A 15,393-nucleotide genomic window follows, 5' to 3' on the forward strand; every position below is an offset into this window, starting at 1 on the left:
ATAAGAACGCACATAAAAACCGGTCCATCATGCAAAAAAACATCACCTCCCTGGGGTCGCTGAATTGGGACGACCTCAAGTTCTTCCTCGAAGTGGCCCGCACCCGCAAGGCCAGCACGGCCGCCAAGCGCCTGGCCGTCGACTACACCACGGTGTCGCGACGCATCAGCTCGCTGGAAGCCTCGTTGGGCACGCTGCTGTTCGAGAAATCCCGGACCAACGGTTTTGTCCTGACGGCCGAAGGCCAGCGCCTGCTGGGTTACGCCGAATCGATCGAAAGCACCCTGCACATGGCCTGCGAACAGGTCTCAGGCTCTGGCGTCGCACTGTCCGGCCACGTACGCATGGGCTGCACCGAAGGCTTCGGCAGCTTCTTCATCACCCCGCAACTGAGCCACTTCGTCGACGCCTACCCGGCCATTTCGGTAGACATCCTCCCGCTGCCACACTTCATCAGTCTCTCCAAGCGCGAAGCCGACATCGTCATCGCCCTCGAACGCCCCGAACACGGCCCGTACGTATGCTGCAAATTGTGCGACTACCGACTGCAGCTCTACGCCACCCAGTCCTACCTGGACAACCACCCACCCATCCAGCGCCCGGCAGACCTGGGCAAGCACTCGTTCATCAGCTACGTGGATGACCTGGCGTTCAGCTCCGAATTGCTCTACCTGGCCAACGTCCTGCCCGGCGCCAACGCCCACCTGCGCAGCACCAGCGTGATTGCGCAATTCGTGGCAGCGCAGCAAGGCCGCTCACTGGCAATCCTGCCCTGCTTCCTCGCCGCCCAGGACCCACGGCTGTTGCCGGTGCTGCCGGAGGACATCACCGTCACCCGGCAATTCTGGATGTACTGCCGGGAGGACTTGAGGAAGCTGAAGAGGATTACGTTGTTGTGGGATTACATTCGCGAGGTGACTGAATTGAATCGGCCGTTACTGCTAGGGGAAACACGAGAGCTCAGGTTCACGGATTGAACCTCTGAACGGAGAGTCAGATCGTGCCATCACAACAAAGCTGGCAACCTCTGCCTACATGTAATACGGGCCTCAACAGAGTACCATCGCAAGCTGAAAAAATTAGCCGTACCTGCGTGAATGAAGATGATAGGCCTTAGAAAACCAAGCCTGCACAATCAAATCGCTCAAGATAGGAAAAACCGATGCTCAAGTCACTTCATCTAAAAAATGTCGGCCCCGCGCCAGAGATGCAGATGGAGCTCGCACCGCGACTTAACCTGATCACGGGTGACAATGGTCTTGGTAAGAGTTTTTTGATTGATGTCGCGTGGTGGGCTCTCACGCGGAAGTGGCCTCAGGACCTTAATACTAATCTGACCTCAGGTTACGGCGCTCGCCCCACCGAAATCACAAAAAAATCGACCATTGAATTCGAGGTGGAAAGCAAAACTGGACGGGTTAAATACGAAAGTACTTACGTACCCGATGAACAATCCTGGCTTGGTAAAGCGGGTCGCCCATGGAACCCCGGTCTCGTCGTATATGCGCTTGCTGACGGTGGATTTGCTGTTTGGGATCCTGCACGTAATTACTGGAAAAAGAAGGGAAACGTCGACATTCAGGATAGAGTTCCTGCTTATGTATTTAGCTCAAAGGATGTCTGGGATGGTCTGCGAATTCCGATCGACGAAAAACCAACGCAAGTAAGCAATGGCCTTGTAGCGGACTGGGCATCGTGGATACGCGAGCGGGGTGAGGATGCAAGGCGTATGGCCGCTGTGCTGGAAGTGCTCGCTCCAACTGGAGGTGATGACAGCCTGAAACCAGGAGAAAGCTTCGCAAGATTATCTATTAACGATGCGCGTGATATTCCGACCATCCGCATGGGGTACGGTCAAGAGGTTCCAATCCTTTATGCATCTTTGGGCGTACGACGCATTACCGCACTTGCTTACATGCTCTCTTGGGCCTGGCGTGAGCATCTGATTGCGTCCAAACAACTTGGACAAGAACCCTCGTCACGTATCGTGCTTCTCTTTGACGAGATTGAAGCCCATCTTCATCCGCGCTGGCAACGTGCTGTGGTCCCTGCGCTTCTGAAAGTGATGCAAAAACTGACCAATGACGAGGACGCTAGGGTGCAGCTTATTGCCGCCACTCACTCGCCGCTCGTTCTTGCTTCCGTAGAGCCGCTTTTCGATAGAGGTCAGGACGCATGGTTTGATCTCGACTTTGAAAACCAGGAAGTTATTCTGCGCAAACGTCCATTTGTACGCAGAGGAGAAGTAGGAAACTGGTTAACCAGCGAAGCCTTCGATCTCGGCGAACCACGTTCAATTGAAGCCGAAGTCGCTATGCGTGAGGCGCTTAACCTTTGTCGGCAAGCCACTCCAGAAGATACGGATATCGAGCGCGTCAACACACTTCTCCAGTCAGCACTCGGCGACACTGATCGGTTTTGGGTTCGATGGACCGCTTTTAGAGAATCACTCAAGGCTCCAAAGGGGAAGAAAAAGTGATCCCGGTTGCAAAAGCCAGAAAACCAAAAACATTTGACGAAAAAGTTTACCAGCCAGGCTTGCGCGCCATTTCAGAAATGGTCGGAAAACCTCCGCGCCATCCTCGGCAAGGCGGTAAACCATTCAAGAAGATTGCCAATAGAGAGCGTGACATTCCAGCAGAAAAATTCCCGACTTACTGGACCGAAGCTCTAAATGAGATGATGCACGCCTACCGACAGCTCTGTGCCTATTCTTGCTTTCGTATTCATCCTGTCACAGGTGCACGCTCCGCAGATCACTTTGCACCTAAGTCAAAAAGCTGGCGAGAGGTTTACAAATGGTCGAATTATCGACTGTGTTGTAGTCGTATGAATGCTCGTAAGAAGGATTGGGTTGGAATTATTGATCCATTCAAAATTCAGCCGGATTGGTTTCAGCTTGAGCTCGTTGGCTTCCAGGTTATCCCCGATAGAAATTTACCCCTGAATATCCAAAACGATATTCAAAATACAATCACGGCACTGGGACTAGACGACTTCCGAAGCGAGCGCGAACAGGACGCAGAGCGCTACTGGCAAAACGACTACTCACTCAAGATTCTTAAAATGGAGTCGCCCTTCGTAGCGTACGAGCTTTACCGTCAGGGCCGGCTAAACCCTATGGATACTTGGTAACAGGTCCCTGCCGTCATCTTTTATGTATCGCCTTATTTATGGAATTACTTCGCGAAGTGACTGAACAGAATCAGCCACTGCTGATGGGCGACAGCCGGGAGATGGTGTTCGCCGACTAGTCGGCGATGACCACGATGGCGACACGGCGGTTTTCGGTGCGGCCGCTGGCGGTGTCGTTGGAGGCGACCGGTTTGCTGCTGCCCAGGCCGCGCAGTTGGACGTTCTCTTCGCGCATGCCAACGCTTGTCAGCACCTTGCCCACGCTGGCGGCCCGGCGCATCGACAGTTGTTCGTTGTAGGCCTGGGAACCCGATGCGTCGGTATGACCATCGACACGTACCCGCTCGATGCCCGCCTCCAGCAACGCCTTGCCGATGCGCTCGACGATTTCGGTACTGGCCGGGTTGAGGTTTTCCACATCGCTGCCGAACAACACCTTACCCGACAAACCAAAGGCCCAGCCATCTTCGGTCAATTCGAAGCCTTGGTGCTTGAGTACGGCAATTTGCGCCGGGGTCAGACCTTTCGGCGGAGCCGTCTGGCAACCGCTCAGCGCCATGACGAGCAAGAAAAGCGCCGCGAACCAGCGCAGGGAAAATTGAGGATATGAACGCACGAGTCAGCTCCTGGTTTGAAGATCAGCGACGGAGTGATCCGACCCCGCCGTATGTTGACCGCCTCGGGCAAGGCGTTTGGCTTGGTACATCGCCGCATCGGCGGCGTGGAGTAGGGTGCCCGGTGTGGCACCATCATCGGGGTAAACGGCAATGCCGATACTGAGGGACGTCAGCACGGAAGCATTGCCGGGCAACTGAATCGGCATTTCCATGCTGGCGATGATTTTTTCAGCGATCCGTTCGGCGTCCTCGGCCTTGTGCAGGGGTGCCAGCAGCACGGCGAATTCATCACCTCCCAGGCGCGCGACCAAGTCGTCTTCACGCAACTGTGCCCGGACCCGGGTCGCCACGGCCGTCAGCACCGCGTCACCGGCAGCGTGGCCGAAATTGTCGTTGATGCCCTTGAATCGATCGCTGTCCAGGTACAACACGGCCACTTGCTCGTTGAGCTTGCTGGCGTTGCGCAAGGCGCGGATCAGTCGGCCTTCGAAAAACGCCCGGTTCGGCAAGCCGGTCAAGCTGTCGTGGCTGGCCTGGTGTGCCAGAGTTTCGTTTTCGCTTTGCAGGTGAGTCTGCCAGGACTCCAGTTCGTCGAGCAGTGCATTGAAGTCATTGGCCAGATTATCCAGTTCGGCGATGGCGGCCGGCGGCACGCGCCGATCCAGGGCCCGCTCGCTGCGTGCCGCGTGGGCCACTTCGGCCAGGCTGCGCAATGGTCCGGTGATCGCCCGCAACTGACGTCGCGCCAGATAAAGCGCCACCCAGGCACTCACCGCCGTGCACAAAATGATCCCCGCCAGACCGCTGAGCAAAAAGCGCAACAAGCTGCCGCCATGCCCTGCCAATAGAATGCTGCCGATGTTCCGCCCTTGGTGAACGATCGGCAGACTGATGGGCTTTTCCAAAAACGCCTTGGCAATGTGCACTTCCAGCCCCGACAACAGGCCGGTTTCCGGTCGCTGCCAGCGCGCCAACAGGCGGCCATGTTTATTGAACACCTGAGCATCGGCGACTTCCTCGGTGGAAGCGATCAAGGCCAGTGCTTCGGTGGCCGCAGCCGAGTCATCGAACACCACGGCGGCTTCTACGGTGTAGTTGATCGAACGGGCGATCAAATGCAGGTTGTGATCGGCGTAGACCCGCAACGCAAGCACACCCAGCAACGTCAGGGAAACGCTGGCCATGGTGATCGCCACCAACGCGACAATCAGGTGGCCGCGCCCGATGACCGAGCCCAGGGTGGGACGGATCCGCGATTTGGTCAGGCTCATGGTACTGCCGGCCTGCGACGGGAAAGCTGCAGAACGCTCGGATGGATACGCACGCCACTGCGCGCGACCGAGTCGAGGTTGACCTCGAACGATACCTGCTCATCACCGACCCGCAGACAGAACAGGCTCCCCACGGTGCACTGGTCGCCACCTTCGCTGATGCTCAACACGGGCTTGCCGATCAGGGAATCAAACAGGCGGGTGCGCTCGTCGCTGGTCAGCCTGCCGATGTAGACGGCGTTGCAATCCGTAGCGATGTTGGAGTGATCGGCCAGCAATCGCTGTACGGTCACCGGTCGACCGGTGGCCTGGGTGGTGCCTTTGACCAGATCGTCGGTGTATTGAGTCGGGCCGACGATGCACAGTTGCAACTGCGCAGGCTCCACTGGCCAGCGTGCGTAGCTGAGAATGCCCAAGACGACTTGAGTGACCGATTCGGCCCGCTGTTCAGCCCGGCTCGTGGAGGGCGGGACTTCGGCAAGTACCATAGGCGACAGCAACCACAGAAGACCGGCAAGCAGATAATGCCTCCAGTCCTTGCTGCGCACCGCCTCCCGAACCGCCACTTTCATGGAAAATCTCTTAGCCATACGATAAGTGTCGGAACGATAGCACAGTGCCAAAAAGCCAGCGAGCCGGCGCCCTACGGACATATCCGACAGAAAACAGTCAAAATCGTGACTCCGGCATCGAATCACGAAATCTGATCATTCAGTCATCACCCTCCAACTCCAACATGAGCCCGCTCAAACGCTTGACCTTGCGCCGCACCGCCTCCTCGAACACCCCCGCTCGTGGCTCAATCAGGCTGAACCATTGCTTGCCCCGGGTAATGGCGGTGTACACCAACTCCTTGGTCAATACCGGGTTCAGCGCATCCGGGAGGATCAACGCGGTATGGGTGAATTCCGAGCCCTGGGATTTATGCACCGTCATGGCATACACGGTTTCCACATCATTCAGGCGGCTGGGCAGGACGAAACGCACACCGCCCCGGCCGTCGTTGCGCGGGAAAGCAACCCGCAGAACCTGTTTGCCGGCATCGGGGCCATCACGCTCGGGCAGCTTGAGGGCGATACCGATATCGCCGTTCATCAGCCCCAGCCCATAGTCGTTGCGGGTCATCAGCACCGGGCGCCCTTCGTACCACTGGTGATCGCTATCGATAAGGCGGGCCTTGAGCAAGGCGGCGGTGATTCGCAAGTTCAGTCCTTCGACACCCCACGGACCTTTGCGCACCGCGCAAAGCAATTGGAATTCGTCGAAGGCCGCCAGGACTTCCCGGGCCCAATCGGCCCAGCAACGGTCTTCCAGCGGGCGAGAAATGCTCGGGCGTCGCTGCCTTAGCAGGCTCAGGTAATGTCGATAACCCTGGGGGCCATCTGGCTTGCCGTCGAGTAACAGCTTTTCCAATTTTGTATCGTGTTCACTCGCCAATTTCAGGGAAGACAGATCGGCATGCTGCCCTTGCTCCAGCAACTGACGGGCTTTTTCAGGCTGCTGCTGGTTGACCCAGCGAGCCAGTTGACCGATCCCGCTGCCTTCGCCGAAGCGCCGGGAATGCCGAAGCATGACCACTTGCTGTGCCAGCGGATGAGTGCCGTCGAGGTCCTGTTGCAGGTCACTGGCCGCCAGGCTTTCACCACTGACCGATTCAAGCCAGGCTCGGGTCCGGGGGCTGTACCACCCCTCCTCGGCGTCTCGACACAAATCCCCCAGCACCGCACCGGCTTCTACAGAGGCCAACTGGTCCTTGTCCCCCAACAACACCAACCGTGCATGGACCGGCAGTGCATCCAGCAGATTGGCCATCATCTCCAGGTCAATCATCGACGCTTCATCGACCACCAGCACATCCAGTGGCAAGCGATTGCCTGCATGGTGGCGAAAATGCCGGGTGCCGGGGCGGCTGCCCAACAAACGATGGACTGTCGTGACGTCGCAGGGAATCCGTTCGCGCACAGCCTCGTCCACATCCAGGGTCCGGACCTGCTGGCTGATGGATTCGGTCAGGCGCGCCGCCGCCTTGCCAGTGGGCGCGGCCAGGCGAATCCGCAGCGGCTTCCCGGCCTCGACGGCCGGTGCCTGGAGCAGGGCCAGCAGGCGTACAACGGTCGTGGTCTTGCCGGTGCCCGGGCCGCCGGTCACGATGCTGAAGGCCCCGCGGGTCGCCAGCGCGCAGGCCAGTTTCTGCCAATCGATCGGGCCGCTGGGGTTGGCCGGCCCGAACAACCCGTCCAAACGCTCGCGCAGGTCGCCGGGCGCCGCTTCATGCTCGATAAGCCGTTGACGCAACGCTTCATCGATCCGCCGTTCGTAACCCCAGTAGCGGCGCAGATAAAGACGCTTGCCAGAGAGCACCAACGGACGTTGCTGCGCCTCTTCGCTCCCATCCACGGCCAGGGCCACCAGACGACTGGACGCCAGGGCCTTGCACCAATGGACGCCATCCAGCGTCGCCAATATTTGCGATGGCAACAGCATCGCGCCCGTCTGCAGGTCACCCTCGGGAGGCAGCGACAGCGCAAAATCCGGTTCCTTGAGGGTCTCGAACACATCCAGGCAAACATGCCCGTGCCCCAGTTGATGGCTGGTCAACGCAGCAGCGAGCAGGACCAAAGGATCATCCTCGGGCGCCAGCTCATGGAGGAACGCCACGAATGCCTTGTCCAGGGCGCGCAACCAGCCGCGCTCGACCCAGCGCGTCAGTAACAACAGCAGGTCCTGCGCACGGCTCAAGGGCGCCAACTCCACCAGGCTTTCGTCGTCGGAGGACTTGGGCAGCAGGTCGGCAAAAGAACGACTCATAGCAACTCTCCCTGTACCCACGCCGGTTCAGCCTTGGGTTCGCTCGCCCCCTGGAACAGGCGATCCAGTTGTTCGATCAATGCCCGTGGCGGCTTGGTGAAATACACACCCTGACTGGCTGAGCGGGTTCCGCGAAGGAACAGGTACAACGCGCCGCCGACATGCCGGTCGTAGTCGTAATCGGGGAGCCGTGCCTTGAGCTGGCGATGCAGGGCCAACAGGTACAGCACGTATTGCAGGTCGTAGCGATGGTCCAGGATCGACTGTTCCATGGCCGGTACGGTGTAGGCCATGTCATCGACACCCAGCCAGTTGGATTTGTAATCGGCCACGTAGTACCGACCGTCGTGCTCGAACGTCAAATCGATGAAGCCCTTGAACATGCCGTTGAGCAGCACCGGCTCCGCCGCGACGCGGGCCACACCGCCATGGGTGAACCGGCAAACCAGCTGGTCGAGCTTTTGCACATCGACCTTGTGGCTGGCGAACCAGAACTCCATCTCCACCTGGAATCGGCTCAAGTGTTCGAGCACCACTGGCGCCTGGTCGTTTCCGACGTGCATGGGCATCTTGATCAGGTGCCGCAGCCAATCGCTCAACGTGGTGATCCAGCCTTTCCAGCCTCGGCGATTGCAGCGTCGGGCAATGGCATCCTCGATATCCGCTGGTGCCGATGAAAAACCCTCCCCAGCGGCCCACTCCAGCAGGCCATGGAGGAAAGTGCCGGGGTTGGGGCCACGGGGAAAGCGGTGGATGTCGCCACCGACAGCAAGGGTCTCCCTGGGAGCGTCCGGGTCCAATCGTTCATCATCGAACAGTTTCTGGGCCTGGGGACTCTCTGGCGCGGTATCGCTGCCTTCGCTCAGGCTTTCGCTGATGCGCAAGGCACTGTAGGACGCGATCCACCAGTTCTCGCTGGCTTTTCGCAAGGGCACCAAGGGTTCAAGCAACACGGCTTCGTTGCGCGGGGGCCGGTAGTGCTCGTCGGTGGCCTCGGGCATTGGCTGGTAGCTCACCGCGTCACTGCCTTGTTGCAGGTCTTCCAGCCAACGCCTCAATTCCACCGACTCGGCCAGCGGTGCACCACCGCCCAATAGATACCCCAGCGCGGACACATGGAGGATCGAGCGATTGTTGCTGCCCCGCTTGAGATCCGCGACACCTAGCCAGCAGGCATGTTGTGCACGGGTCAGTGCCACGTAGAGAAGCCGCAGGTCCTCGGCCAGACGCTCGTCATCGGCCTTGGCGATCAATTCGGCAGTGGGCTTGAGGCTGGTCTGCGCCTTGTTGGCCTCATCGTGGTAGTGCAACGGCAATCGACTGCCGTCCACCGGTTTCGTCGAGCAGATGAAGGGCAAGAAGACCAACGGATATTCGAGGCCCTTGGACTTGTGGATCGTGACCACCTTGACCAGTTGCTCATCGCTTTCCAGTCGCAGGATCTGCTCTTCCCCCACTTGCCCGGACAAGGCCAGGTGCTCGGACAAATGCCGGATCAAGGCTTGTTCGCCATCCAATTCACCGGCGGCCTGTTGCAACAGTTCGCAAAGGTGCAACAAGTTGGTCAGCACCCGCTCGCCATCGCTGCGCGCCATCAAGGCCTGGGGCAGTTCGAAATCATGCAGCAGGCGCCGCAACATCGGCAGAACGCCCTGGCTGCGCCAGACCGTACGATAACCGCGGAACTGCATGACCCGGGCTTCCCAGGCCAGCTCATCCTGATTGAGACGCTCCAGCTCCGTCAGCGACAGGTTCAACGTGATGCTGGCCAGGGCCGCCCGTAGCGGTCGCTCGGCATCCGGCTCGGCACAGGCCCTGAGCCAGATCAGCAAATCCCGCGCTTCCTGCGAGGCAAAGACCGAATCCTTGTCGGACAGATACACACTGCGCACGCCCCGCGCGGACAACGCGTCTCGCACCGCCTGCGCTTCTTTACCATCGCGCACCAGGATGGCGATATCTGCCGGGCGCACGCCTCGCAGCACTTTTCCATCGACCGTGAAGCCGTCGCGTCCCGACTGGCCGCCGTTGAGCAACGCCGTGATCTCACTGGCGCAGGCGGCCGCCATGGATTGTCGATACACCGCACCGGAAAGTGGCTGGTCCGACGACAGGTGCCAGATGTTCAGCGCCGCGACCGCCTGCCCAGCGACCTGCAAGGACTCCTTGCGCCCCTGGGACTCAACGGACAGGAACGGCACCGGGTTCTCGCCCGAAGGTTCACGGAACAGAAAGGCGCCACGGCCCTTCGGTCGGGACTCGGCCTTCTGGAAAATATGATTTACCGCACCCACCATGGCATGGCTGGAACGGAAATTCGTGCCCAGCGTGTGCAGCCTGCCAGCAGTGGCTTCGCGAGCGCGCAGGTAGGTATAGATGTCGGCACCGCGAAAAGCGTAGATCGCCTGCTTCGGATCGCCGATCAGGAAAAGTCCGGTCCCAGGGTCGTTGTCTTCGATACGGTAGATGCTTTCGAAGATGCGGTATTGAACCGGGTCGGTGTCCTGGAACTCATCGATCAGCGCCACCGGAAACTGTTCGCGGATCAGGCTCGCCAGACGCTCGCCGCCGTCGGCCTGCAGGGCCGCATCGAGACGCAGCAGCATGTCATCGAAGCCCATCTCGGCGCGGCGACGTTTCTCTGCCTCGAAGCGCGTCCCGACCCATTGCGCGGCATGCTGCAACACGGCGGCATCTGGCGTGGGCAACGCATCCAGGCTGGCCTTGAGACTGGCCATGGCGTCCAGCCCGGGATGGTTGGGCACTTCACCTTTCCAGGCTTCGGCCATGCCCTCGGGCGTCAACCGCGTGAATCCGGTGCCGATGTCCAACAGCTCAAGGCTTTCGTCATCGACCCAGGCAGTAATTTTCTGAAACCATGGCTCGAAGTAACGCGCCTGCATCTTGCGCCCGTCAACAGACTTGCTGGCAACGCCTTGCTGGCAGATCTCCAACAGTTCCACCGCCCATTGCCGCCACGGCGCCTTGAGATCGAGCAAGGCGGCACTGCGCTCCTGCAAGGCCGCGGCGATGAGTTCAGCAGGCTCAAGCCCGTCGCCGTTGCCATGCTCGCTGGAAAACAAACCTCGCACCCGCGGCAACAGCGCAGCAGGCCCTCCCCAATGGGTACGCACCCAGTTCAGCGCCTCGCCTTGCATCGAATAGCAGAACAACCGCCAATAATCGCGCAGAACCTCGCCCAGCAATTCGCTGTGGTCGGTTTCCAGGGTCTGGGTGAACAGGCTGCCGCTGTCGAAGGCATGCTCACGCAACATGCGCTGGCACCAACTGTGGATGGTCGAGACGGCCGCTTCGTCCATCCACTGCGCAGCAATGTCCAGCCGGTTCGCGCAGCCAGGCCATTGCTCAGCGTTGAACTCATCGCGCAACGCGGCGATCAGCGAATCCGGGGCGGGAATTTCGTCACGGAAGAAACGCGCCGCTTCGGCCAGACGGGTGCGAATTCGTTCACGCAACTCTTTGGTGGCAGCGTCCGTGAAGGTCACCACCAGGATTTGCGGTGGAAGCAACTCGCGGCCAAAGCCGGACGCCGGACCGCCATGCCCCAGCACCAGACGCAGGTACAGCGCCGAGATGGTGAAGGTCTTGCCGGTGCCGGCGCTGGCCTCGATCAGTTGGCTGCCACGTAGCGGGAAAGCCAGGGCCAATGGGGTCTGTCGACTCATGAACGGGCTTCCTCGCCGACCAATGAACGCCATGGGGCTTCGAGCAACGGCCGATAAAGCGCATCGCACCAATCGGGGAATGTTTCGTCAGCCATCAAGGCATCGAAATCAGGAAACTGTCGAGCCAATGCCGGACTTTCCCGCCGCTCGCCTTCAAACGTCTGCCCATCGCCCTCATAGGCCTTGCGAGCCGCGGCTTCGGCCTTGACCGGATCAGTCTGGCCGAGCCAGGCGAAAGCCGTCTTCACCGCGATCGGTAGCGGCTGGCGCATACCGGTCTGCCAGGCCTGCAGCATGTCGCCCAGTAGCCTTTGTGCGACAGGCTCCTCAAAAGGCGCCAGCAGCAAGCTGTCATCACTGGCTACCAATGCCGTCGTCAACGACAGGCCATTAGCGCAGGCCACGAGATGGTTGACCCAAGGCCGTATCAGGCGATGCCACTTACGGGTCTTGGTGGAACCGATGCTGTTGGGTATGGCCGTGATGGCGAGGACCGCACCGTCGGAACGCTGATGCAAACCACTGAGCCACCCTTCGACATTCACTCCCAGCAATTGCAGGCTGACTGGCACAGCGCTGACCGACGGTGTCGGCCATAACGCCAGAAGCTGTTGGTATCGCTGGAGCAGATCCGGCAGGGGTTCGATCAATTCACGCTGCATGCATTCACCGAAACCGGCCATGGGTAACAGGCCGCTGTTCTGCAGTCTTTTGGCGTGAGCGGTGAGGGCAAGATCCGGCTGGTCCAGGCGTACCAGGGCGGCCTCGAGCAAGCTGTCACTCAAGCTGTAGCGTTGCAGCGCATCAAGCACGAAAGGTTCGTCATCGGCCAAAGGCGCTTCGATGGCCTCGAAGAACACTTTCAACCGCTGACTGAAGAAATGGCGGACAGGATTGCGCAGGAAGTCCTGCAACTGCCCAAGGCCCAAGGGCTCCTCCTGGACATAGGGTTCCAGCACCTGGTTCTTGTCGGTGTGATCGCAAACGCCATGGAGCATCCGCCATTCGCTGGCGTAACTGAACAGCTCGTCACCTTCATGGAAATAACGTGCACTGAACGGTTGCAACGGATGCTCCTGGGTCAGGGCATCGAGAAGAGGCTTGCTGTCATCTGCCAACCGCCAGCCACTGGCGAGATGATCGCGCAGTTGGCCGATCAACACCGATGCCGGGCGCTCGCTGTTGTCGCGAATACTGCGACCCACCCAACTGATATACAGCTTTTCCCGGGCAGAAAGCAGCGCTTCCAACAGCAGGTAACGGTCGTCCTCACGGCGGGAACGATCGCCCGGACGATAATCGCCCCCCATCAGGTCGAAGTCCAAAGGCGGCTGGGCTCTCGGGTAATCACCATCATTCATCCCCAGCAGGCACACCAGCTTGAAGGGAATCGCGCGCATCGGCATCAAGGTACAGAAGTTGACTGCGCCGGCCAGGAAACGCTGGGACAGTCGCCCCTGATCCAGTCCGGCCAACCACGCCTCTCGTACCACTGTCAGCGGCAATTCATCGTGCAGCCCCACCGACTCACAGGTTTCCAGCCAGGTTTCACGCAAGTCTTCGAGTTGGGCCAGCAAATAGTCGTCATGCTCGTTGCTTGCCTGGAAAAACAGCTGCATCAGATCTTGCAGGCGTGAACCCCATTGCTGCGGCGATGCCGGCCGGGTAAGTTCCTGATGGGCGACTTCCAGGGCATCCAGCAATGCAACCAAGGGACCGATCAACGCCGCGTCCAGGCCACCGATCTCGTCATAGGGCTCAATGCCCTCATACGCATTCGAACTGCCGACGGCATACCCCAGCAACATGCGACGCAAGCCGAAATGCCAGCTGTTCTGCTCAAGCTCGGCAGGCAGGCCCAACCCGGCACGGTGTTCGGCGCTCATCCCCCAGCGAATCCCGGCGCCTTCGATCCAGCGGTGCAGTGTCGGCAGGTCGGCCTCATCAATGCCAAACCGTTCGCGCAACGCCGGGACATCCAACAGATCGAGGATTTCGCTGACCGGAAAGCGACTGTCCGGCAGCTTGAGCAAATGCTCGACGGCGATCAGCAATGGATCACGTCCACGCTGGCCCTGGTCGGTCAGCGTGAAGGGAATGAACCGCGGGTCGCTCCTGTCGAGCTGGCCGAACACTGCGCGAATGTGCGGTGCATAACTGTCAATGTCCGGGACCATGACGATGATATCCCGTGGGCGCAGGGTCGGATCCGCACTGAAGTAGGCCAGCAATTGGTCGTGAAGAATTTCGACTTCACGCTGGGCGCCGTGGGCCACATGAAAACGGATCGAGCCGTCTCGCTCCGTATCGACGATAGGCCAGTGTTTCCGGGTTTCATTCAGGGGGCGCAGCTCCAGGATGTCATCCTGCAACTGGCTGAGAAGGGTTGTAGGAGTTCCATCAGTGAACAGGTCAATTCGCCCATCACGAAACACCGAGCGATAGCTGTTGGGGTCATCGTAGCTGTCGAGCAGGTTGATATAGTCGCGCCCTTGCTTGCCCCAGGCGGCCAACAACGGATGGGCATGTTGATGCAGGGTTTGCGGATCGAGGACGACGGGCATGCCAGCCTTGCGTGCCTGGCGCTTGTATTGATGACGCAGCAAGTCCTTGTCGGCGACGATGTCCGCCCAATGATGGCGACATGGGTTATGCACGCAGAGCAGAACCTGGCTGAACCGGGAAAGGCCGGCGAGCGCCTCCAGGACCTGGGCAGGCAACGAAGAAATACCAAACACGATGACCCGTGCGGGCAGGCCTTTCGGAGCGGCTTCCAGGCTGTTGATACGTTCGATGTAGCGCTGATGAACGCCAGCACGGCTTTGCGCCATGCCTTGTTCCCCCACATCCAGCAACAAGGCTCGCCACAGTTCCGCTTGCCAGCAATTTGCCGGCGCGAGCGACTTGATTTCGCCTCGGACATTTCTGGTCTGGTGTCGACCTTCCGCCCAATCCTCAAGCCAGTCGGCCCGGTAGACCTGGTACTGGTCGAACAGATCGGCAAGACGCTCGGAGAGTTGATAGCGCTTGCGCAAGTCGGTGTCGTGGGTAAGGAATCGTCGCAGAGGTTCGAAATGAGGCTGCTCGATCAACTGCGGCAGCAGGCGCATCAGGCGCCAGGTCAGCGGAGCCTTATCCAATAGGGACTTGGCCGGAATTTCGTCGCGTCCCAGGACTGTTCGATAAAGTTGCCACATGAAACTGCCCGGCAGTTGCACATCAATGGCAGCCGCAATACCGCAGCCACCGGAATCATCGTTTTCCGGGTCTTCAGCCAGTGCGAGCTTGAGCCATTGGGCAATGCCGTTGCTCTGTACCAGGGCGATTTCATTTTCAAGGGGGGCCAGCGGATAGCGCCGCATCAAGCTGATCACGAGGCTGCGCAATTCATCAAGGCGATTCCCGTGAACCACCATGAAAGCTGGGCTGAGGGACGTTGCGTCCGGCATGAAAGGCATCCTTGAAAATGCAAAAGCTAGGGGCAGAACCTTAGCACTGTCGGGGGGTTGTGACAGCCGGGAGCAGTCCGCGCTTGTCGTAAGAACTTTCTTGCGGGCAAAACAAAACCCCTACCTGCATCAGCAGATAGGGGTTTCGGAATTTAATCTTGACGATGACCTACTCTCACATGGGGAAACCCCACACTACCATCGGCGATGCATCGTTTCACTTCTGAGTTCGGGATGGGATCAGGTGGTTCCAATGCTCTATGGTCGTCAAGAAATTCGGTAGCCAGCGCGTGCCTTGCGGTCACGTTCCAGCGAATGGGTATGCGATAGTTTGTGTGTTGCTGTCGAGTCTCTCGAACTTTCGGTTCGTTTCGTCTTCACACACCGCAATCTGGTCTCTTTCGCCTTTGGCTTGGAGCATACAAAT

At 59.4% G+C, this 15,393-nt stretch carries 9 protein-coding genes, 1 rRNA gene and 1 pseudogene; 4 read left to right on the plus strand and 7 right to left on the minus strand.

Going from position 1 to position 15,393, the window contains the following annotated elements; genetic code table 11:
• The first annotated feature begins 29 nt into the window (after positions 1-29).
• The 4 genes and pseudogenes from BLU76_RS22055 to BLU76_RS32385 all read left to right on the plus strand — a co-directional run.
• A complete protein-coding gene (locus BLU76_RS22055; protein ID WP_092224433.1) occupies positions 30-977 on the plus strand; it encodes a LysR family transcriptional regulator in 948 nt (315 codons plus the stop codon).
• 185 nt (positions 978-1,162) lie between these two features.
• Positions 1,163-2,479, plus strand: a complete 1,317-nt coding sequence (locus BLU76_RS22060; RefSeq protein ID WP_092224435.1) for an AAA family ATPase — start codon at positions 1,163-1,165, stop codon at positions 2,477-2,479.
• A complete protein-coding gene (locus BLU76_RS31075; RefSeq protein WP_139211649.1) occupies positions 2,476-3,135 on the plus strand; it encodes an HNH endonuclease family protein in 660 nt (219 codons plus the stop codon). The genes BLU76_RS22060 and BLU76_RS31075 overlap by 4 nt, the downstream gene beginning before the upstream one ends.
• Before the next feature lie 11 nt (positions 3,136-3,146).
• Positions 3,147-3,254, plus strand: a pseudogene (locus BLU76_RS32385) (LysR family transcriptional regulator); the annotation flags it as partial.
• On the opposite strand, the gene BLU76_RS22070 reads toward BLU76_RS32385, so the two are convergent.
• The 7 genes from BLU76_RS22070 to rrf all read right to left on the minus strand — a co-directional run bounded on the left by BLU76_RS22070 (position 3,251) and on the right by rrf (position 15,238).
• Entirely contained in the window at positions 3,251-3,694 is a 444-nt protein-coding gene (locus BLU76_RS22070) for an outer membrane lipoprotein YfiB (RefSeq protein ID WP_219737879.1), read from the minus strand. The pseudogene BLU76_RS32385 and the gene BLU76_RS22070 sit on opposite strands and share 4 nt — an antisense overlap.
• Positions 3,695-3,754: 60 nt before the next feature.
• The gene (locus BLU76_RS22075) at positions 3,755-5,023 is read right to left on the minus strand and encodes a diguanylate cyclase DgcN/YfiN (protein WP_092146249.1); all 1,269 of its coding nucleotides are present in this window, start codon (positions 5,021-5,023) and stop codon (positions 3,755-3,757) included.
• The gene (locus BLU76_RS22080) at positions 5,020-5,595 is read right to left on the minus strand and encodes a regulatory sequestration protein YfiR (protein WP_092224437.1); all 576 of its coding nucleotides are present in this window, start codon (positions 5,593-5,595) and stop codon (positions 5,020-5,022) included. Before BLU76_RS22080 ends, BLU76_RS22075 begins: the two co-directional genes overlap by 4 nt.
• A 139-nt stretch (positions 5,596-5,734) precedes the next feature.
• On the minus strand, positions 5,735-7,831 hold the full coding sequence (gene recD, locus BLU76_RS22085) for an exodeoxyribonuclease V subunit alpha (protein ID WP_092224439.1): 2,097 nt from the start codon (positions 7,829-7,831) through the stop codon (positions 5,735-5,737).
• Positions 7,828-11,517, minus strand: a complete 3,690-nt coding sequence (recB, locus tag BLU76_RS22090) for an exodeoxyribonuclease V subunit beta (RefSeq protein ID WP_092224441.1) — start codon at positions 11,515-11,517, stop codon at positions 7,828-7,830. The genes recD and recB overlap by 4 nt, the downstream gene beginning before the upstream one ends.
• Positions 11,514-14,966, minus strand: coding sequence for an exodeoxyribonuclease V subunit gamma (recC, locus tag BLU76_RS22095; RefSeq protein ID WP_092224443.1), 3,453 nt, complete (start codon positions 14,964-14,966; stop codon positions 11,514-11,516). The genes recB and recC overlap by 4 nt, the downstream gene beginning before the upstream one ends.
• A gap of 156 nt (positions 14,967-15,122) precedes the next feature.
• A 5S ribosomal RNA gene (gene rrf / locus BLU76_RS22100) occupies positions 15,123-15,238 on the minus strand.
• Between the last annotated feature and the right edge of the window lie 155 nt (positions 15,239-15,393).

This window comes from Pseudomonas sp. NFACC08-1 (assembly GCF_900106735.1).
Lineage (GTDB): Bacteria > Pseudomonadota > Gammaproteobacteria > Pseudomonadales > Pseudomonadaceae > Aquipseudomonas > Aquipseudomonas fluorescens_Q.